This is a genomic window from Paradevosia shaoguanensis (genome assembly GCF_016801025.1).
In the GTDB taxonomy this organism is placed as follows: domain Bacteria; phylum Pseudomonadota; class Alphaproteobacteria; order Rhizobiales; family Devosiaceae; genus Paradevosia; species Paradevosia shaoguanensis.
Window position 1 is genome coordinate 1,149,195 of record NZ_CP068983.1, and the last position, 20,730, is coordinate 1,169,924.

The following is a 20,730-nucleotide window of genomic DNA, read 5'->3' on the forward strand; positions in this document are numbered from 1 at the left end:
CATGAAACGCTTTGCCGGCTGGATCCTGGCATCACCCGCGACATTGCTCGTCGTGCTGTTCCTGGTGCTGCCCGTGGCGGCGACCATCGTGACCACCTTCACCACGCCCAACGGGCCCTTCGCCACCTACCAGGCGTTCTTCAACAGCGGCCTGCGCCGCACCGTGCTGTTCCGCACGATCTGGATTTCGCTGGCGGTGACGCTGATCTCGCTGGCCATCGGCTTCGTCGCCGCCTTCGTCATCAGCCGCGCACCGGGTTGGGCCAAGTCCATCCTCATCATTGCCGCAGTCTTCCCGCTGCTCACCGGCGTCGTCGTGCGTTCGTTCGCCTGGCTCATAATCCTGGGCAAGAACGGTATCCTCAACGGCTTCCTGCAGTCGATCGGCATGATCAGCGAACCGCTTTCGATGCTCTACACGCCCGGGGCCGTCATCGTTGCCATGGTCTATCTCTTCACCCCACTCATGATCCTGACGCTGGTGGGCGTGCTCGAATCCATTCCCGATGACCTCATCCAGGCCTCGTCCTCACTCGGCGCCAAGCCGGGCGCGACCTTCGGTCAGGTCATCCTGCCGCTCTCAGTCCCCGGCCTGATCGTGGGCGCCGTGCTCGTCTTCACCGGCAGCTTCACGTCATACGCCACGCCCCAACTCCTCGGCGGCGAGAGCGTCATGATGATGGGCACGCTCATGTATCAGCAGGCCATGGTCGTCTTCGACTGGGTCAGCGCCTCCACCATCGCCGCCGTCATGGTGGTCATCACCATCGCCATCGTGCTGCTGATGACCCGCGTCGCGCGCCGCCTCAACCCCATGGCCGTCTGATGACCCAGAAGCTCCACCCGGCCCTCATCGCCTTCACCGCCCTGGTCTTCGTGTTCCTGGTCGGCCCGCTCGTGATCATCGTGGGCTCGGCCATTTCCGACACCACGTATCTCACCTTCCCGCCGCAAGGTTTCTCGTTCCGCTGGTTCGAGAACATCTTCCAGATCGATGCCTTCCGGCGCACGATCATGACGAGCCTGCAGATCGGGTTCCTGGCGACCTTCATTGCGCTCCTCATCGGCGTTCCTGCCGCCTATGCGCTCAACCGCCACCGCATCCAGCTTCCCGGCTGGCTCTCGACGCTCTTCGTGCTGCCGGTGCTGGTGCCCGAGCTGGTGCTCGGCTTCTCGCTCCTCAAGAGCATTGCGACCCAGCTCCATGCGCCGATCTTCATCTCGCTGGTCCTCGGCCACTCGTTGCTGGTGCTGCCCTATGTGGTGCGCGTCATCAGCGCCTCGCTCGCCTCGTTCGACTTCTCCATCGAGGAAGCGGCAGTGAGCCTGGGATCGTCCCCGCTCAAGACCTTCTTCACGATCCTGCTTCCCAACGTCCGTTCCGGTGTGATCGCGGCCTTCATCCTGGCCTTCATTACCTCGATCAACGACGTTTCGATCTCGATCTTCCTCACCGGGCCGGGTATTTCGACCCTGCCCATCCAGCTCCTCGCCCATATGGAGCAGTTCTTCGATCCGACCGTGGCGTCGGTTTCGGTGCTGCTCATGGTGCTCACCGTCGCCGTCATGGCGATCGTCGAACGCACCCTGGGCCTGACCTTCCTTGCCAAATAGAGCCGCCCCGTGACCAAAGCCCTCTCCATCAAGTCGATCACCGCCCATTACGGCACGACGAAGGTACTCGAGGACCTCTCGCTCGAAGTGGCCGAAGGCGAGCTCGTTTCTCTGCTCGGCGCCAGCGGTTGCGGCAAGACCACGACGCTGCGCCTCGTCGCCGGCTTCCTCGAACCCACCTCGGGCAAGATCGAACTCGGCGGCCGTGACCTCACGCGCCTTCCGGCTCACAAGCGCGATATCGGCCTCGTCTTCCAGAACTACGCGCTCTTCCCGCATATGAGCGTTGCCGACAATGTCGGCTATGGCCTGAAGCAACGCGGCATTTCCGGCGACGCGAAGACGAAGCGCGTCAACGCCATGCTCGAACGCGTCGGCCTCGCCCATCTCGCCGACCGCCTGCCCGGCGCTCTTTCCGGCGGCCAGAAGCAGCGCGTGGCTTTGGCCCGCGCCCTCGTCATCGAGCCACCGCTGTTGATGTTCGATGAGCCGCTTTCCAACCTCGATGCCAAGCTGCGCGTCGACATGCGCGTCGAAATCCGCCAGCTCCAGCGCGCCAACGGCACCACCTCGGTCTATGTGACCCACGATCAGGAAGAGGCGTTCTCGATCTCCGATCGCGTCGCCATCATGAATGCCGGCCGCATCATGCAGCTCGACACGCCCGAAACGCTCTACCAGCGCCCGGCCAATGCCTTCGTCGCCCGCTTCGTCGGCTTCGAAAACCTCGTGCCCATGACCGTTGCCGCCCGCGACGGCGCCCGCGTCACCGCCCGTGCCGAAGGCGGCGCCACGTTGACGCTCTCCCAGGACGTGTTCGGCGCCATCCCCGACAGCTTCGTGCTCGCCACGCGCGCCGATGGCCTCGCCGTCACCGACGATTCCAATGCCGAAGGCATTCCGGCGACGCTGGGGCTGCGCACCTATCTCGGCCGCGCCTATCAGTATCAGAGCGAAACGCCGGCCGGCACGCTCATCGCCAACGGCCCGCTGACGCGGCCTTTCGAGCCGGGAACACCCGCAAAGCTCGTGCCGGTGGCCGAGCAATGCACGATCCTCAAGCCCGAATGACCATTCTCTTCACCAATGCCTGGCTGCTGACGCTCGATGACGCCATGACGGCGCACGAGCGTGGCTGGCTCCAGGTCGATGGCACCACCATCACCGCCCTCGGCTCCGGCGCGCCGCCGGTCATTCCCGGCGCCGAGATCGTCGATTGCGATGGCGATTTCGTCATGCCCGGCATGGTCAACACCCATTGCCATATGGGCATGTCTGTCTTCCGCGGCCTCGGCGAAGACGTCGACGACCGCCTCTATCGCTATATCCTGCCGCTCGAACGCAAGTTCGTGTCGCCCGAAATGGTGCGCGCCGGCTCGGCGCTCTCGGCCCTTGAAATGATCCAGGGCGGCGTCACCACCGTCGCCGACATGTATTACTTCGAAACCGAAGTGGGCCGCGTCTGCGACGAGGCTGGCTTGCGCGCCATCGTCGGCCAGACCCTCGCCGATTTCGATCCCCCCGACCACAAGACCTTCGACGAAGGTTTCGCTCGCGTCGAAGACCTCGTTGCCGAGTTCGGCAATCATCCGCTTGTCACGCCCTCCATCGCCCCGCACGCGCCCTATTCCACCGGCCGCGAGGTCATGGCGCGTATCGCCCAATGGTCCGCCGATCATCCTGCCGTACCCGTCCAGATGCATCTGGCCGAAAGCACGCTGGAGGTGAACTGGGCGCAGGAGAATTACGGCAAGTCCACCGTCGCGGTGAGCGCCGAATCCGGCCTGTTGAAGCCCAACCTCATTTGCGCGCACTGCCTGCAGCTCGACGATGCCGACATCACCATGATGAGCGAGCATCAGGTGTGCGTCGCCACCAATCCGCGCTCCAACGGCAAGGCCGGTCGCGGCATCGCCCCGGTCGAAAAGCTTCTCAATGCCGGGCTGCCTGTCGGCATCGGCAGCGATGGCGCTATGAGCGGCAACACGCTCGATCTCTTCAGCCAGTTCGCGCCCGTCTCTATGTTCGCCAAGCTCCTTGCCGGCTCGCGCAAGCCTTTGCCGGCAGCGCAGGTGGTGCGGATGGCCACCATCGATGGTGCGCGGGTGCTGAGCCTCAATCTCAAGACCGGCTCGCTCGAGCCGGGCAAGCAGGCCGATATCATCCGCATCAGCCTCGACGCCTCGCGCCTCCATCCGATCTACGATCCCTATTCGGCGCTGATCTTCGCCACCATGCCGTCCGACGTGACCCATTCCATGGTCGCCGGCCGCTGGCTCATGCGCGACCGCAAGGTCGAGACGCTCGATCCGAAGAAGGCCCTGCGCGACGCGCTCCAGGTCGCCGAGAGCTTCAAGGCCGAAATGCGGGCCATAGACCAGAACCGATGACCAAACTCGACGACATCCTCGCTTACGCCGACGCCCAGCTCGACCAGAGCCTCGGGCGCCTGTTCGAACTCATCCGCATTCCCTCGGTCTCGACCGAGCCCGAATATGCCGCCGACTGCCGGCGCGCTGCCGAATGGCTGGCCGCCCAGCTCGACGAAATCGGCATGGAAGCCTCGGTTCGTCCGGCGCAGGGGCACCCGATGGTCGTTGGCCACGGCCCCGCGGTGCCGGGACCGCATGTGCTGTTTTATGGGCACTACGACGTCCAGCCGGTCGATCCGCTCAACCTCTGGAACACGCCGCCCTTCGAGCCATCGCTTGCCCCGCAGCCGGATGGCGAGACCTATATCCTCGGCCGCGGCGCTTCCGACGACAAAGGCCAGCTCCTGACCTTCATCGAGGCCTGCCGCGCCTGGAAAGCCGTCACCGGCTCGCTGCCCATCCGTGTCTCCATGGTCTTCGAAGGCGAAGAGGAGGCTGGCTCGCCCTCGCTCGGGCCTTTCCTCGAGGCCAATGCCGAGGACCTGAAGGCCGACACCATCCTCGTCTGCGACACCGATATGTGGGATCGCGAGACCCCCGCCATCACCACGATGTGGCGCGGCTTCGTCTCCGAGGAGTTCGAGGTCACCACCGCCGACCGCGACCTCCATTCCGGCATGTTCGGCAGCGCTGCCCGCAATGCCGTCCAACTCATCGGCACCATTATCGGCAAGCTGCGCAATGACGACGGCAGCGTCGCCATTCCCGGCTTCTATGACGGCGTCATCGAGCTCCCCGAGGCAAACCGCAGGGAATGGGAACGCCTGCCCTTCGACCCCGGAAAATTCCTCGGCGATGTCGGTCTTTCGATCCCCGCGGGCGAAGCCGACCGTTCGGTGCTGGAGCAGGTCTGGGCTCGCCCGACCGCCGAGGTCCATGGCGTCTGGGGCGGCTATGCCGGCGACGGTTTCAAGACCGTCATCCCCGCCAAGGCCGGCGCCAAGATTTCCTTCCGGCTCGTCGCCGGCCAGGACCCCGAGCGCATCCGCCAGATCTTCCGCGATTTCGTGACCGCGCTCATCCCCGCCGATTGCAGCGTGACGTTCAAGTCCTATGCCGCGGCCGGGGCGCAAACCATGCCGCTCGACGGCAAGCTGCTCAACAAGGCGCGCACAGCACTCACCGAGGAATGGCAGCGAGAGACAGCGCTTGCCGGCACCGGCGGCTCCATTCCGATCCTCGGCGAATTCAAGCAGCGGCTCGGCATGGACAGCTTGCTCATCGGCTTCGCCCGGTTTGATAATCGCATCCATAGCCCGAACGAGAAATACGACCTTTCGAGTTTTCACAAAGGCATCCGATCCTGGGTGCGCATCCTTCACGCCTTTTCGGAGTAAACGCCCATGGCCATCACGCGCTTTTCGGTTAGCCCGCTCCACACGCAGATCACGACGCTCGCCGCGGTGGCCGGGGGCCGTGCTCCGGCGGACCTCGTCATCACCGGTGCCCGCGTGCTTTCGACCTATTCGGAGCGCATTGCCGACGGCAAGGAAATCTGGGTTTCCGGCGGACGGATTGCGGCGATCAAGCCGGCTGGGGCTTACAGGTCCGCGCCGATGCCCAAGGCCATCTACGACGCCAGAGGCGGCATCATCGCGCCGGGTTTGGTCGATCCGCACATCCACATCGAAAGCTCGATGGTGACGGCCTGCGCCTATGCCGAGGCGGCGCTGCTCAACGGCACCACCACCATCTTCTGCGACAGCCACGAGATCGGCAACGTCATGGATGTCGCCGGGGTCGAGGCCATGCTGGAGGACGCGCGGCTCGCTCCGCTCTCGATCTTCCTCACCGTCCCCTCGACCGTTCCTGCCACCTCGCCTGAGTTGGAGACCGCCGGCGGCGACCTGACGCCCGAGAAGATCGGCGCGCTTTTCGACAAGTGGCCGGAAGCCGTAGCGCTGGGCGAGAAGATGGATTTCGTGCCCGTCGCCATGGGCGATCCGCGCAGCCACGCCATCATTGCCGAGGCCCTCAAGCGCGGCCGCCCGGTGTCAGGCCACATTTATGGCCGCGAATTCGTCGCGCCCTACGCGGCCGCCGGCGTCACCGACACGCACGAGGCCATCGACCGCGAAATCTCCAACGACTTCATCGATGCCGGCATCTGGGTGTTCCTGCGCGGCGGCAATCCGGCGACGCCGTGGAACTCGATCGTTGAGGCCATCAAGCCGATCACCGAGCTTGGCGCCAGCCACAAGCGCTTCTGCGTGTGCACCGACGACCGCGACGCAGACGATCTCTTGAATTTCGGCCTCGACTGGGTGGTGCGCGAAGCCATTCGCTGCGGCGTCAGCCCCGAGCAGGCCTGGTCGATGGGCTCGCTCCACGGCGCCACCCGCTTCGGCATGAGCGACGAGATCGGCGGCCTTGGCGGCGGACGCCGGGCTGACCTCGTCCTGCTCGATGATGACCTGAAGCCCCGCAGCACCTGGTATGGCGGGCAGTTGATGGTCGAGGATCGCAAGGTGACGCCGCTGCTCGATGAGACGCTTGAGCAACGCTACGTCTATCCCAAGGCAGCCTACAACACCGTACACCTGCCCAAGGATCGAAAACTCGTTCCCGAGCTGCCGAGTGGCGCGGTTACGGCCAATGCCATCGGCATCGAGATGCCGGGCATCACCCTGCCCCACCGCAAGATCGAGATCGCGCCGGCCAATGACTGGGCGACGATCCTCGAGCGCGACAACCTCTCCTTCGTCACCGTCATCGAGCGGCACGGCAAGAGCCATGGCGGCATCGCCCACGGGCTCCTCCACGACTTCCGCATCAGGAACGGCGCGGTGGGATCGAGCGTGGGTCATGACAGCCACAACATCATCCTGTCCGGCACCAACGAGGCCGACATGGAACTGGCGCTCAAGACTATCGAGGAGAACAATGGCGGCGTGGTCGTGGTTGAAGACGGCAAGGTCCTCGCCTTCGTCGCCCTGCCGATCGCTGGCCTCCTCTCGGACAAGCGCGTCTTCGAGGTGGCGGCCGAGAACCAAGCCCTCAAGCAGGCTTGGCAGCAGGTGGGTTGTTCGATCCCCTATATGGGCTTCAACCTCATCCCGCTCTCGGTGATCCCGGAAATCCGCATCACCGACAAGGGGTTGGTGAAGGTCCCCGAGATGGTGCTGGCGCCGCTCTATGACTAAGCCCGTTATCATCGACACCGATCCCGGCCTCGACGATGCGGTCGCGATCCTCTTCGCGCTGACTTCGGGCAAGTTCGATGTCCGCGGCATCACCACGGTTGCGGGGAATCTCGGCATAGACGTCACCACGCGCAATGCCGGGCGTTTGCTCGCCCTGCTTGGACGCAGCGACATCCCGGTGGTTTCTGGTGCCACGGCGCCGCTTTCCCGGCCGGGGATCGACGAAGCGGCGATCCATGGCGACGATGGCCTTGGCGGGACGACACTGCCCGAGCCCCAGAAGCCGGCGCTCGAGGGCGCTGACGAATGGCTGGAGAAGACGCTGCTGGCCTTCCCGGACAGGAGCCTCGAAATCCTGGCGCTTGGTCCGTTGACCAATATCGCGCTCCTCATCCAGCGCAATCCCGATGCGGCTCGTCGCATTGGGCGGATTATTGCCATGGGTGGGGCCGTCGAAGAGAAGGGCAATGTCGGTCCGCGCTCGGAGTTCAACTTTGCCTTCGACCCGGAAGCGGCCGAGATCGTCTTTGCCTCGGGCATCGACACCACGCTCATCCCGCTGGACGTGACGCGCAAGGTGCGGGCGGATGCCGACTATCTCGCACGCCTGCGCAGCGGACCGGTCGCGGCGAAGACGGCCGGCGACCTTATCGCCGCCTATTTCCAGGATGGTCGGCAAAGCCGCCCGCTGCACGACCCCTGCGTGATGCTCTATGCGGCGGCGCCGGAGATCTTCGGCATCGACAGGATCGCGCTCAAGGTGGATTTCACTGACGATCCGGGCGCTCTGGTACGGGCCACCGATGGCATCGACCTCAAGGTCGCCATGGGTATCGACGCGGATGCGGCCAAGGATGTGCTGGCTGCGGGCCTGATCGGCTGACGCTTTCCACGGCAGCAGTTTTCGCCGCGCGGCCTCGGGTCGCGCGGTTTTGCTTTGGTCGGGCGGGCCCCGAGGCGAAAGTTCGCCTCAATGGGTTAGTCAAAAAAAAACGAGACGCACTTCGCCTCGGGGCACCGGGATTTTGAGGACCTGATCATCGCGGCTCCGTTCCGGCAGGCTTGATGGTCGAGCCCCGGATTCGAGCGGCGTCCCATGGACCCATGCGAGGGAGCGAACCCCGCACGCCCGGCTGTCCCTGTCGCCGCTGGTCGCTCTGCAGTCCGCCCGGTGCGGCAGGGATTTTTGGATGATCTCATGGGTGGGGGGAGAGGGGATAAGTTTGCTGGGGCTGGGTGCGGATCGGTTGCCTCCGGGGTGGAGGCTAGCTCCGGGTTGAGGCTACCCCCACCCCTGTCCCCTCCCCGCAAGGGGGAGGGAGACCACAACTGGCGAACAGTGTTCGGGGCCTTCCCCCTCCCTAGCCCTCCCCACAAGGGGGAGGGTGGGTGTCCTTGGCGAGATCAAGCAACAAACCCCACCCTCCCCCTTGTGGGGAGGGTAGGGAGGGGGTGGGCAAGGGGCGCTGAGTTTGGCCCTATCTCGCCAGTTCCTGCTGCACTAACGTTGCCCAGAACTTTGCGCCGGTCAGAATCGCGCCGTCGTTGAAGTCGTAGCGCGAGTTGTGATGCAGGGCGCCGTCTACTGCCGGGCCATTGCCGAGCCAGACATAGGTGCCGGGGACGCGGTTGCCGAATTCGGCGAAGTCGTCGCCGGCGGTGGAGGGCGGGAAGTCGGTGATGACGGGGCGGCCGGTGGCCGCCTGGGCGGCGCGGAGGGCGCGGGTGGCGATTTGGGGGTCGTTCACGACCGGCGGGATGCGGCGGAGGAAGCTGTAGTCGACTTCGATGCCAAAGGTCGCGGCGACGCCACGCGCGACATTACCGATCTCGGCCTCGATCTGGTCGCGCACTGCCGGTGAATATGCGCGAGCGGTGCCGCCGATCCGGACATTGTCGGGGATCACGTTGAGGGCCTTGAAGTCGCCAGCCGAAACGGCGCAGGCGCTGATGACTACCGGCTGCAAGGGATCGACGATCCGCGCGGCGATGGTGTGGACGGCAACGAGGAAATGGCCGGCTGCCGTGACGGCGTCGCGCCCCAGGTGAGGCTTGGCGCCGTGCGTTCCGACGCCCTTGAAGGTTACTTCCCAGGAGTCGGATGAGGCCAGTTGCGGGCCGGCCACCACAGCCATCTCATCGACGGCGAGGCCAGGCATGTTGTGTAGCCCGTAGACGGCATCGACCGGGAAGCGATCGAAGAAGCCCTCCTCGACCATGGCCTTGGCGCCGCCGCGACCTTCCTCGGCGGGCTGGAAGATGAAATGGACCGTTCCGGAGAAATTGCGCTCACGCGCAAGGTGCCGCGCCGCGGCCAGGAGCATCACGGTGTGCCCATCATGGCCGCAGGCGTGCATGACGTTTTCGGTGCCGGATTTGTAAGGGCGGTCGGCCAGTTCGGGCATGGCCAGCGCATCCATGTCGGCGCGCAGGGCGATGGCGCGCTTGCCGTCGCCGATGCGCAGGGTGCCGACGACGCCGGTCTTGCCTAGTCCGCGATGCACCTCGATGCCGGCCTCTTCGAGCAGTTCGGCCACGATGCCGCTGGTGCGCACTTCCTCGAAGCCGAGTTCGGGGTGGGCGTGAAAGTCACGGCGCAGGGCCGTCATCTTTTCGATTTCGAAGGGGTCGTTATCGCCGGAAAACATTGGCGGTCCTGCACGTCGTGGGTAAAGAGAGAAATATCCATCGGCCATTCGCCTGGCTGCTTCAAGGAGAAGTTTCCCCGTGCCCATCCTCCCGCACACCTTCTGGCAGGAGATCGTGCCCGCCGGCACCTATGAAACGAACCCCGAAGCCGGGTTCGCCGACGGTTATCCGGCGCAGCTGCCGGACGGGCGGCAATTGCTGCTGCCGATCCGCGTCCTGCCCGGAGACGGCACGAGGGCCGTGTGCTCGCTCATCGTCAACCAGGCGAGCTTCGCAGTCGAGGACGAGCTTGCGACCGCCATGACGGCGCTGCTACGCCCCTATGCACCGGACGTGATCATCGGGGTGCCGACGCTCGGCCTGCCGCTGGCCAACAATGTCGCCCGACGGCTCGGACATAGCCGTTCGGTGGCACTCGGGACGTCACGCAAATTCTGGTATCGCGAGGATCTGGCCGAGCCGATGAGTTCGATAACGAGCCCAACGGGCGGCAAGACGCTGTTCGTCGATCCGCGCATGCTGCCGCTGCTCGAAGGGCAGCGCGTGGCCGTCATCGACGATGTGCTGAGCACCGGCTCATCCATGACGGCCGTGCTGCGCCTGCTTGAGAAGGCCGGAATCGCGCCGGTAGCCATCGCCGCGTCGATGCTGCAGAGCCAGCGCTGGCAGGAACCACTGGCGCCGTGGAGCGACCGGATCGTCGCGCCACTGGCTTCGCCGCTGCTGGAGAAGATCGGTGAAGGGCGCTGGCGCCCTATCGCCTGATGGCTAGTTGGCGTGGCTTTCGAGCCATTTCACCAATTGTACGCGCGACTGGCCGGCGCCGACCTTGGCATCGGCCGGCTCCCCGCCCTTGAAGACGATCATGGTCGGCATGGCACGTACATTGTAGCGGGAGGTAATGCCCGGGTTGGTCTCGACGTCGAGCTTGACGATCTTGACCCGCCCGGCCAGTTCCACACTCAGCGCATCAAGGATCGGATCCATCGCCTTGCAGGGCGGGCACCACTCCGCCCAGAAGTCGACGAGAACCGGCTCGCTGGCATTGAGAACTTCGGCATCGAAATTGGCATCATTGACCGCGAGCGACATGGGACCATCCATCGTTGATTGCCGATGGATGATATGCCGAGTCGGCCAAGACCTCAATATCTAGTAGCGCGCGTCTTCGAGACCACAAAATGGATCGACCGGGTTGCTGCCCTCGAAGGGCTTGCGCCCCATCATCGCCTCGACCACCGCCTGCTGCATCGCATCGTAAGTGCCGTAGGCGTTGATGTAGGTCGGCACGCGCGGCGCGTCGTAGAGCAGATAGGGATAACCGAAGGAAACCATGAGCGTAGGGACGTCGTGCCACGGGCGCGCCATCGCGCCGCCAAGGCTGCCGGTGAGCTTCATCCAGTCGATGAAGATGTTCGAGCGCGTCAGCAGGGTCTCGTCGCCGAAGAGGTAGAGAACGAGGTCGAAATCCTTGGGCTCGAGGTGCTGGCCGGGGGCATGCACGGTCACCTCGAAGCCTTCGGCGCGCAGCATGTCCGGAACGGCGAAGGGTATTGGCGCGGGGGCGAGTGGATGCACCACACCGCCGGAATAGACAAGCACGCGGCGATGCCGGGCGGGATCGAGCGGCAGGAGGTTCTGGGTGTCCTTGACCAGCGTAGGGGCACGGGCGGTTGCCTGGCTGGCTGTGGCGAGGCTCTGCCGGGTCGCGAGGTTGGCACGGGCCCGATCGAGATCGGGAAGTGGGTAGGGCTTATGGAGCCCAAGCCGCGCCTTGAGGCCCAGAATACGGCGCACGGCATCCTCGAAACGTTGCTGCGACAGGGCGCCGGATGCCAGCGCCTTGCGGATGCGGGCAAAATCCTCTTCCGGGTGGTCGGCGAAGAGGATGACGTCGCAGCCATTGGCGATGAGCTCGGCCAGGTGGGTATCGCGGCTCGAAAAGGCGCCGAGGCCGCCCATGGGCGTCGCGTCGGATACGATAAGGCCGTTGAAGCCAAGCCGCTCGCGCAGGAGGGTCTGGTTGAGGACCGTGCTGATGGAGGCCGGTCGGTAAGCTTCGAGGCCGGCATCGGGATCGAGGGAGCAGATGAAGGCCGGGAAGGCGATGTGAGCGGACATGACCGACAGCACGCCGGCGTCGATCGCGGCGCGGTAGAGCTTGCCGAAGGACGCTTCCCAATCCTCGATGCTAAGGGGATTGATAGTGGTCACGAGGTGCTGGTCGCGGTCGTCATAGCCTTCGCCCGGCCAGTGCTTGACCGTCGCCGCCACGCCCTCGGCCTGGAAGGCGGCGATCTGGGCCAGCGCGTGGCGCTCGATGCGGTCGACCTCGCTGCCGTAGGAGCGCGTGCCCACGATGGCGCTGCGGAAGGCCTTGTTGATGTCGATGACCGGGGTGAACGACCAGTTGAGCCCCATTTCCCGCGCCTCGCGAGCCATGATGGAGCTGATCGCGGAGGTGGCCTGCACGTCATCGACCGCGGCGAGGCCGAGGGGATTGGGCACGGGCGTGCCGAACGGCAGGCTCATGCGGCTGCCTTCAAGATCGGCGCTCAGCAGCGGCGGTACTTTGGAGGAGGAAATGAACTCACGGGCGAAGGCGATTTCAGCGGCGAGGTCGGGGCCGTAAAAGCGCGTGACCCCGCCGGGCTGGAAGCGCTTGAGGTCGGCGATGGCGGCGCCGGGATCGCCCATGGCGATCAGAACGAAGAGCTGCCCGATCTTCTCGTCCTGGGTGAGGTCGGAAAGGGTCGCTTCGACCCAGCCGATGGCCTCGTCATCCAGGTTGAATGGCGCCTTGCGCAAATCCACGTCGATCACTGTCATCCTCCCAAACCGACCCAAGGAGAGTGGCCAATGGCCGGCGGCAAGGCAAACAAAAACGCCACCGGCAGAGCCGATGGCGTTTGAATTCGTGACGCGCCGTCTCGAGGTCAGGCGGCGTGGCTCTCAAGCCACTTGGAGAGGCCGGCCTTGGGCGTGCCCGCACCGATCTTCATGTCAGCGGCTTCGCCGCCTTTGAAGAGGATCATGGTCGGGATCGAACGGACGCCGTACTTGACGGTGGTCGAAGGGTTCTCGTCGATGTTGAGCTTGACGATCTTCACCTTGCCGGCGAGTTCAGTGGACAGCTCATCGAGAACCGGTGCGATCGCCCGGCAAGGCCCGCACCACTCAGCCCAGAAATCTACGAGCACGGGCTCTTTGGAGTTAAGGACTTCCTCGCCAAAGGTGGCGTCGGAAACGTGTGTGGTCATTAGAGGTTGCCTTTAGGTTGAAAAGCGACGCGTGTTTGAGCCCAAAAGCTAGGAAGAGTCCAGAGCTGGTTCAAGCTTCATCGCTCCAGGGTGAAAGCCGAGACGGGTTTCGCCAACAACGGACGTGGAAGAATCATTAATGATTCCAGCCCTGTCCACAGGATCGCTGCTTCCACAGTATGGCCCGGGAAAAGCTGGTCTGCAACCAACGCATAGAGACCGAGCTGAGTCAGATAGCCGCTGTGGACAGATTGGGGATCGGCGGGAGGGCGGGCGTCCGATTTGTAATCAACTACAAGCACTTTGCCGGCTGTAACCACGATCCGATCCATGCGGCCGGCCAGCCAGATCGGCGTAGTGTTGCGGCGCGCCTTGACGAGGAACGGCACCTCGGCGCGGCTACCCGGTCCGAAGAGGTGGGACAGTTCGGGTCGCGAGAGGATGCGCCGCGCACGTCCGGCTAGCTCGGCATGCAGTTCCGGGCTTTCGGGGAGCAAAGACGGCAAGGCCTTTTCCAGGACCTTCTCCCAGTGCTCGGGGGCGACCTTGCCCAGGTGCTGGAGCATGGCGTGAAGGGCAATGCCGCTTTTGCGGGCGGTTTCGGCATCGACAACCGCCTCGAGCGCCGTCGGGAAAGAGCGGTCGATATCTGCGGGATCGTAGGCCGAGGATGGGGTGACGACGATGCGATCGCGGTGCTCGGGGAGCGCCTGCAAGGCGAGCGGCAACGGGAATTGCGGCTGGGTGACCGACCAGCGCTTGACCGGTTCGGGCGCGGTGCGTTCGGCCGGGTAGATGAGGGTACCGCCCGGCTCGATGGTTTCGCTTTCGGCGGCGAGGGCCATGTGGATGGCTTCGTACCAGGTATCTGCGGTCGAGCCGGTCTTGGTGAGCGTACCGGTGACGTAGAGCTCGTCTTCGGCGCGGGTCATGGCGACGTAGAGCTTGCGCCAGTACTCGGCCTTCAGATTAGCCTCGTCGGCGGCGCGCAGAGCCAGGGTTTGCGGCACGTGCTGGCTGCGTGAGGAGCCATGGACGAGGAGCGGCCCGGGGAGATCTGGCACGACATAGACGGGCTTGGCTGTCTGGCTGGGCTCGGGACGCGTTGCGGCATCGGCGAGGATCACTATGGGCGCTTCGAGACCCTTGGCGCCGTGGACGGTCATCACCCGCACGCCACCCCCGCTCTCGGCCAGTTCGCGCTTGATCGAGACGTCGCTCATGCGCAGGGCGGCGAGAAGCCCCTGCAGGGAGGGTTGGCCCGATTGCTCGTGGGCAAGGGCCAGTTCGAGGAATTCGGCGAAGACGTCGTCTACCTCGCCGCCGAACCGGGCGTGGAAGCGCCGCAAGCCGCCCTCGGCATAGAGGATGCGCGAATAGAATTCGAAGGGCCGGTCGAAATCCGCGCGGCCGCGCCAGCGATGGAGCCGGCCGAAGGCGTCTCTCGCCTGCGGGAGGCCCGATGCCTCCAGTGCGGACCAGAGACTGCCGGGGCGGTCGTGCGCGAGGGCGAAAAGATCGTCTTCAGAAATCTCGAAGAGCGGAGAGCGGAGGAGCGCTGCCAGTTGCAGGTCGTCGGCCGGGTTGAGAACGACATCGCCGAGGGCCAGCAGATCGAGCACCGCCAGGTGCGTCGTCACGGCCAGCCGATCGGCGCCTGGGGTCGGCAGACCGCGCTGTACGAGCGCGCGGATGAGTTCGCGGAAGAGCGAGTTGCGCGACTGGACGAGGATGAGCACGTCGTCGGGCGTTACCGCCTTGCCGCGAGGCCCGAGCGGGCGGCCGGTATCGACCCAGCTGCGGATTTCGCGCGCAATGCGCTCGGCGACCTGGCGCGGCGCACCCTGCTCCACCTTGGGCGCTTCGAGCGGCCAGTTGTCAGGATCGACGCTATCGCCGATCTGCTTGACCGGCTCCCACAGCACCACCTTGCCGCCGCCCTCGGGGCGTGCGGTGTCGTGGTGAACCGGCCGATCCTCGGGAGCGAGCACGGCGGCGCGGATATCGGGGCGGGCAAAGACCTTGTCGACCGCCAGCAGGATTTCGCGCAGCGTACGGAAGCTCGTCTGCAGGTCCACCGGCTCGAAGGGGCGCTGCGCCTCCATGGCGCGGCGGCGATATTCGCGCCCGGTCTCGCCGAAAAGGGCCGGATTGGCGCCCTGGAAGGAATAGATCGACTGCTTCTCGTCGCCGACCGCGAACAGCGTACGGGACCGTTCGATGGCGCCGTCGCCGCTGAAGAATTCGTCGGCAATGGCGCGGATCACCTCCCATTGCTCGCCGTTCGTATCCTGGCTCTCGTCGACCAGGATGTGGGTGATACCCGCATCGAGCTTGTACTTGACCCAATCCGCCTGCGCGCGGTCGCGGAAGAGCGCGCCGAGCTTCTGCACCAGATCGTCGAAATCGAGCAGGGAACGCGAGCGCTTGTCGGCCTCGTAACGGTCGGCAATGGCGCCAAGCACATCCAGCAGGGCCTCGGATCGTTCGATGAGCAGGGCATGGGTCAGCCGCGCATTGAGTGCGGCGATACGTTCGGCCTCGGCCAGCATGCGGTTGGCGAGATCGGGCGCAGAATCCTTGAGCTTCTTCTTGGGAAAGCTCTTGGGCACCGTGCCGTCCTTGGTGAGGTAGAGACGGACGAGGTGATGCGCCGAGGGCGTGTGCGGGGCCATCCGCGCCAGTTGGTCCTCGAACTTGTCCCCATCGCCGGGCGGCGTCACCGAGAGGATGCGCGCGATATCGGCCGGGCCGATAAGCCGGCCCGCGACGATTTCCTTCAGCACCGCTTCGCTGCCGAGACCATCAAAGCCGGTGAGACGGCGTAGTCTCGTCTTGGCACCGGCGCGATCCGCAAGAACCGGGCGAAGCTTGCGGCCATCAGCCAGGGCAACGTCGATGGCTTCGCCGATGGCAAAATCGCTCATGAGGTCGAAGAGCGTCGCCACGGCGCCGGCCACTTCGGGATGGCCCTTGAGGCCATTGGAGAGAACCGTCTCACGCGCCGCTAGTACCATGCGGAGCCGCTCTTCGTCCTCGACGACGGTGAAGTCGAAGGGGACGCCCGCTTCGAGCGGGAACCGGTGGAGCACACTTTCGCAAAAAGCGTGGATGGTCACGATCTTGAGCCCGCCAGGCGTTTCAAGCGCGTGAGCGAAGAGCGTACGGGCGCGCTGCATCCTGGCCGGTGCTGGCGGGGCGGTTTCGAGGTCGGCCAGCTCGGCGCGAAGCTTGCTCTCCTCCATCACGGCCCATTCGGCGAGCTTGTCGGAAACGCGTCGCCGCATCTCCGCTGCGGCGGCCTTGGTGTAGGTGAGGCAGAGGATGGATTCGGGCGTGACGCCCGAAAGCAGCAGCCGCAGCACGCGCTGGGTCAGCACATAGGTCTTGCCCGAGCCGGCGTTTGCCGCCACCCAGATGGAAGCGGAGGGATCGGCGGCCTTGCGCTGGCGCTCGCGGGTGAGGGCCGAAACTTCGATCTTCCGGCTCATTCCTCATCCCCTTCGAGCAGCGTCCATTCCTCGTTACGGGCGAGATGGTCGTAGGTGCCGCGGTAGCGCAGCGTGACATCGGGGCGGATGCGCGCCGCCATGGGCAGGGTGTCCCTGAGCAGGAATTCGGTCACGTGCCGTTGCATGCGACGGCTGACCTCATCGGCCGCGCCCATGAGCGAAAAGCCTTCGCCCGGCTTGAACTCGGTCGGGCGGAAGGCATCGGGACCGAGCGCGATCTTCACATAGGTCAGGGCGCTCGCAGCTACGGGCGGCAGGCCCTCGAAGGCGCCGGCGCCGGCCATTGCCGCTTCGAGCAGCAATTGCGGCGCATCGAAATTCTTCATGTCGCCGACGGCAGGAATCGAGCCGGTCTTGAAGTCGATGATTTCAAGCTCGCCGTTGTTCAGCATATCGAGCCGATCGGCGATGCCCACGAGGCGGAAATCATCGAGCTGCGGGAAAACCCATTCGCCCTTGATCTCTGCATTGCGCTTGCGGACATGGATCGACCGGTCGCGCTCGAACTCAAGGAAGGCCGCGGCCGCGTGCTCGAAGCGGCGCAGCCAAATGTCGCGGCGCTCGGCGATGGCATCGAGCCCGGCAAAGGCCTCGCGCGCCATGGCATTGAGCTTGCCCAGCGCCTCGGGTCCGTCGAAGTCGTGGCCCTCGATGACGAAGCGGGCGAAGACCTCGTGGATCATCGAGCCGCGTTCGCGCGCGCCCGGCTCCTCGCCCAGGGGATCGAGCCGGCGCAGCCGCAGCACGTGCTTGGCATAGAGATCGTAGGGTGAGCGGAAGAGGGTTTCGATCTCGGTGACCGATAGCCGGCGCGGCCGCAGATGCGCGGGCGGCCTGGGCATGGGCCGATCGGCGCCGCGCGCGCCCACCACCGCATCGAGCGAACGGGCGGCTTCGAGCCAGACGTCGCCACGCGCCCTCAAAACGGACGTTTGCTTGCCGACGAAGGCTTCCAGCCGCTGGAGCAGGCGTGAAGGAAGAGCCGGGCTGGTGCCGATGCGGTCGGCATAGGCGACGATCACATCGCGATTGCCCAGCGCCATCTCGAAATCGTGGGACGCCAGACCCTGCTTGCGCTCGGGCGGCTCGAGCCCTGCCGCCATCCGCATGCCGCGGCTGAGCCAGGGGCCGGGATCGGCCGGCTCCGGCCAGATATCCTCGTTGACGCCCGCCAGGATCAGCAGGTCCGGGCTTTGCAGGCGCGCTTCGAGCTGACCCCAGATCGAAATGTCGTCGCGGCGCGGCTGGCTGTTGCGGACCTCAAAGCCGGCCATGAGCTTGTAGAGCACCTGTTCGAGCCCGGTCGCGGGCAGCAGAGGGCCCTCGCCTTCCCGGCCCGCGAGCTCGTTTGCCCAGGCTTCGAGTTCGGAGCGGCCAGGAACAGTGTCGCCGGTCGCGATCCGGGCGAAAGCTTCGGCGAGCGTGCGAGCGAAGGTCGCCGAGGAGAAACGGTCGCCGGCGAGGAGCGTGCAGAGCGGATCGAGCGCCTGCTGCAGGGCGTCGAACAGGGGGGCGAGCTTTTCCGCGCCCTCGCGCTCGGCAGCCAGCCGTCGGACGCCGGCCAGGCCCGGAGCAGGTCGCTGACCGCGCAGCAGGCGGGTTTCGAGATAGTCGGCAAGCCGAGCCACTTCGGCGCGCTCCATGCCGAGCACGACGGAGCGATTGCGTAGCAGAGCCACGAGGTCGACCGGGGCGAAGGCATTGCCCGCAAGGCTCAGGATCTGGCGCACCAGGCGTCCTGCGGGTGCGTGGAAGAGCGGGGAGCCGGCGGCGTCGTCCACTTCGAGATCGAAGCGGAGCAATTCGGCGGCGATGCGGCGCGCAAGGTTGCGGTCGGGCGAGACGATGCCGATGGTCTTGCCGTGCATCAGACCGTCGCGGGCTGCGAGCGCAATGGCACGCGCCTCCTCGTCGGCCGTGCGGGCGCCGAGGATGGTGATGCCGTCGGTTGCCTCGGCGAGCTGCGGGGCCAGTGCCGCGCGCGCCTGCGCCCAACGCGCGGTGCCCTCGGGTAGCGCGAGCGCCTGGCGGATCACGGCGACGCGTGGGCCGGGCGCCCCCAGTTCCACGACGGCATCAGGTGGCACACCAAGGCGGCGCAGCAATTGCGCGAGACCATATTGGGGATGGCCGTGCGGCGATTCCTCGGGCTTGAGGAGCCGCGGGTAGTCTAGGTCAGGGTCAAGACCGGGGAGGACCAGCGCGCCACGCGGAAGACGGCTGAGTGCGCCGAGGAGATTTGCAGTCGCGGGGATGGAGCCGGTGGAGCCGGCGGCGATCACCGGGCGATCCCCGAAGACGAGGGGGGCTGTTTCCGCCTGCCGCCTGAGACGCTCGTTGCGCAGGGCGCTGCCATCGGCCTTACCGCGCTCGGCGAGGATTGCCGGCCAGGCGACGAGCGCCAGGTTGAGGAATTCGAGGACGTTCTGCCAATTGGCCGCAAGGTTTTCCGGCGCGATTGCCGCGAGTGCAGCGGCTGAGACCTGTTCGGTGTTGAGGTCGTCCACGACCTGGGCGAGGCTATCGGCCAGCGCCAGCACCTCGGCGGCGCTCGGTGGCGTCGAGAGTGCCTGCGCGCCGGCAGACGTCCTTGCCCAGCCATCGATGAGCCTAGCGAGCACCAGCCGCCGCTCAAGCCGGGAAACGCCCGGCAGCAGAGGCTCGGCCTCGATGGGCGGCAGGAAGGGTTCTTCGTCAGGCGCTTCGCCGCCAAAGGTGCGGATATCGGGCATGAGCACGTGCCCGCGCTCGGAGAATGCCCGCGCCAAAGCCAGTTGCGCCCTGCGCGTGGGCAGAACCACGGTGATGTCGGAGAGCCAGAACGGGTTTTCGTCGCCACGAGGCCAGTCGCCCAGCAGCGTGCCGTCGAGGATGCGATCAGCCAGCGTGGGGAGGAACGGCGCGTCGGGCGCTATGGAATAGACTTTCGGGCGGCTCATGCCGTTCCCAGCAAATGATCGGCTTCGTGGAGCGCCGCCGGGTCGCCGACGTGATACCAGGGAGAATCCAGGACAATTCCGTAGAGGCGGTTGTGCTCAAGCGCCCTGTCGAAGAGCATGGTTAGGGAGAACGGACCTTCGGGGGTGATCTCGAACGCCTTGCGGGCGATGACCGCCACGCCGCCATAGATGACGGGCTGGCCGCGATCGAGCGTTACATGCGCGTCGGGCGCGAGGCAGAAATCGTGGCTGCGGTGGAAGCCGTGCGCACGATGCGGCTGGATGCAGAGCAGCACCATATCGGGGCGCTTTTCGGCGAAGAGATCGAGCATGCGGCCGATGGGCGCGTCGGCGCCTTGCGGCCAGAAGGCATCGGTGTTCATCACCAGGATGGGATCGCTTTCCAGCAATCCCAAAGCGAGCTTCACCCCGCCGCCGGTATTGAGCAGTTCCGGCTCGACCGAAACGGCGATGCCCCGCTCACGGGCGGCTTCCTGCATCTGCGCGGAAAGGTGGTGAGCGTTGAGCACGAACCGGTCGAGATCCTCATCGCGCGCATTGGCGAGGACGCGATCGAGCAGCGCCGTTCCGGCGACCTTGAGCAACGGCTTGGGCGTAGTCTCGGTGAGCGGCAGCATGCGCTTGCCGTAGCCGGCGGCAAGCAGCATCACGTCGGGCTTGAGTCGGGTCATGAGGCGATTTGATAGCGGCGGCGGCGGGAAGTCCAGCGGGTCGGCGTCAGCCGAACGAAAAGGGTCGGCCGTCGCGAAAAACGATCTCCGCCTGCCGTCCCTGTCCGCCTTGCGGCACCGACAACGTCACCCGCAAACCGGCCTCGGCTTCGAGGTCCGGAGCCCGTTCGGCCCATTCCACGAGGACGATGGCCCTGGGGTTATCAAAGAGGCCGAGTTCACCCACCTCGCTGGCATCGGCCAGGCGATAGAGATCGGCGTGCAGCACCGAAATGCCTTGTCCTTCATATGGCTGTACCAGTGCGAAGCTGGGGGACGGCACATCCATGCGCTCGTCGCCCATCAGCGTACGGATGATGGCGCGGGCAAGAGCCGTCTTGCCGGCGCCGAGATCGCCTTCGAGCACGACGAGCTCGCCCGGACGCAGGGCGTCTGCAAGCGCGGCGCCTAGTCTCGCGGTCGCGGCATCGTCAGCGAGGAAGGGCATGG

The 20,730-nt window shown here is 65.6% G+C and carries 16 protein-coding genes; 8 read left to right on the forward strand and 8 right to left on the reverse strand.

Annotated elements, in window-relative coordinates:
• The first annotated feature begins 1 nt into the window (after position 1).
• The 7 genes from JNE37_RS05270 to JNE37_RS05300 are packed head-to-tail and all read left to right on the forward strand — an operon-like array spanning position 2 to position 8,072.
• Entirely contained in the window at positions 2-826 is an 825-nt protein-coding gene (locus JNE37_RS05270) for an ABC transporter permease (protein WP_035031732.1), read from the forward strand.
• Positions 826-1,614 (forward strand): ABC transporter permease, encoded by a 789-nt coding sequence (locus JNE37_RS05275; protein WP_197030191.1) that lies wholly within the window; start codon positions 826-828, stop codon positions 1,612-1,614. Before JNE37_RS05270 ends, JNE37_RS05275 begins: the two co-directional genes overlap by 1 nt.
• 9 nt (positions 1,615-1,623) lie before the next feature.
• Positions 1,624-2,685 carry an ABC transporter ATP-binding protein gene (locus JNE37_RS05280; protein WP_203065558.1) on the forward strand — a complete coding sequence of 354 codons (1,062 nt, stop codon included), beginning with the start codon at positions 1,624-1,626 and terminating at the stop codon, positions 2,683-2,685.
• Positions 2,661-4,004, forward strand: coding sequence for an amidohydrolase family protein (locus JNE37_RS05285; RefSeq protein ID WP_246513528.1), 1,344 nt, complete (start codon positions 2,661-2,663; stop codon positions 4,002-4,004). The genes JNE37_RS05280 and JNE37_RS05285 overlap by 25 nt, the downstream gene beginning before the upstream one ends.
• Positions 4,001-5,383, forward strand: coding sequence for a M20/M25/M40 family metallo-hydrolase (locus JNE37_RS05290; protein WP_203065559.1), 1,383 nt, complete (start codon positions 4,001-4,003; stop codon positions 5,381-5,383). The genes JNE37_RS05285 and JNE37_RS05290 overlap by 4 nt, the downstream gene beginning before the upstream one ends.
• Before the next feature lie 6 nt (positions 5,384-5,389).
• Complete coding sequence (locus tag JNE37_RS05295; RefSeq protein WP_203065560.1) at positions 5,390-7,189, forward strand: adenine deaminase; 1,800 nt, start codon at positions 5,390-5,392, stop codon at positions 7,187-7,189.
• Complete coding sequence (locus tag JNE37_RS05300) at positions 7,182-8,072, forward strand: nucleoside hydrolase (protein ID WP_203065561.1); 891 nt, start codon at positions 7,182-7,184, stop codon at positions 8,070-8,072. Before JNE37_RS05295 ends, JNE37_RS05300 begins: the two co-directional genes overlap by 8 nt.
• Before the next feature lie 595 nt (positions 8,073-8,667).
• Here the strand turns inward: JNE37_RS05300 and JNE37_RS05305 are convergent.
• Positions 8,668-9,837: a M20 aminoacylase family protein gene (locus JNE37_RS05305; RefSeq protein ID WP_203065562.1), complete on the reverse strand. Its 1,170-nt coding sequence runs from the start codon at positions 9,835-9,837 to the stop codon at positions 8,668-8,670.
• A 79-nt stretch (positions 9,838-9,916) separates the two neighbouring features.
• Between JNE37_RS05305 and JNE37_RS05310 the strand changes: the two genes are divergently transcribed.
• Positions 9,917-10,603 carry a phosphoribosyltransferase gene (locus JNE37_RS05310; protein ID WP_379124653.1) on the forward strand — a complete coding sequence of 229 codons (687 nt, stop codon included), beginning with the start codon at positions 9,917-9,919 and terminating at the stop codon, positions 10,601-10,603.
• Between the two features lie 3 nt (positions 10,604-10,606).
• On the opposite strand, the gene trxA (JNE37_RS05315) is transcribed toward JNE37_RS05310, so the two are convergent.
• From trxA (JNE37_RS05315) to tsaE, 7 genes are all read right to left on the reverse strand, one after another.
• Positions 10,607-10,930, reverse strand: a complete 324-nt coding sequence (trxA, locus tag JNE37_RS05315) for a thioredoxin (RefSeq protein WP_035031824.1) — start codon at positions 10,928-10,930, stop codon at positions 10,607-10,609.
• A 60-nt stretch (positions 10,931-10,990) separates the two neighbouring features.
• Positions 10,991-12,667, reverse strand: coding sequence for a glycoside hydrolase family 3 protein (locus JNE37_RS05320; RefSeq protein ID WP_203065563.1), 1,677 nt, complete (start codon positions 12,665-12,667; stop codon positions 10,991-10,993).
• Between the two features lie 107 nt (positions 12,668-12,774).
• Positions 12,775-13,098 (reverse strand): thioredoxin, encoded by a 324-nt coding sequence (trxA, locus tag JNE37_RS05325; RefSeq protein ID WP_035031760.1) that lies wholly within the window; start codon positions 13,096-13,098, stop codon positions 12,775-12,777.
• Between the two features lie 77 nt (positions 13,099-13,175).
• Positions 13,176-16,589, reverse strand: a complete 3,414-nt coding sequence (gene addA / locus JNE37_RS05330) for a double-strand break repair helicase AddA (RefSeq protein WP_203065564.1) — start codon at positions 16,587-16,589, stop codon at positions 13,176-13,178.
• The gene (gene addB / locus JNE37_RS05335; protein WP_203065565.1) at positions 16,586-19,549 is read right to left on the reverse strand and encodes a double-strand break repair protein AddB; all 2,964 of its coding nucleotides are present in this window, start codon (positions 19,547-19,549) and stop codon (positions 16,586-16,588) included. Before addB ends, addA begins: the two co-directional genes overlap by 4 nt.
• Positions 19,546-20,241 (reverse strand): nucleotidyltransferase family protein, encoded by a 696-nt coding sequence (locus tag JNE37_RS05340; RefSeq protein WP_203065566.1) that lies wholly within the window; start codon positions 20,239-20,241, stop codon positions 19,546-19,548. Before JNE37_RS05340 ends, addB begins: the two co-directional genes overlap by 4 nt.
• Before the next feature lie 46 nt (positions 20,242-20,287).
• The gene (gene tsaE / locus JNE37_RS05345) at positions 20,288-20,728 is read right to left on the reverse strand and encodes a tRNA (adenosine(37)-N6)-threonylcarbamoyltransferase complex ATPase subunit type 1 TsaE (protein ID WP_052015169.1); all 441 of its coding nucleotides are present in this window, start codon (positions 20,726-20,728) and stop codon (positions 20,288-20,290) included.
• Positions 20,729-20,730 lie beyond the last annotated feature (2 nt).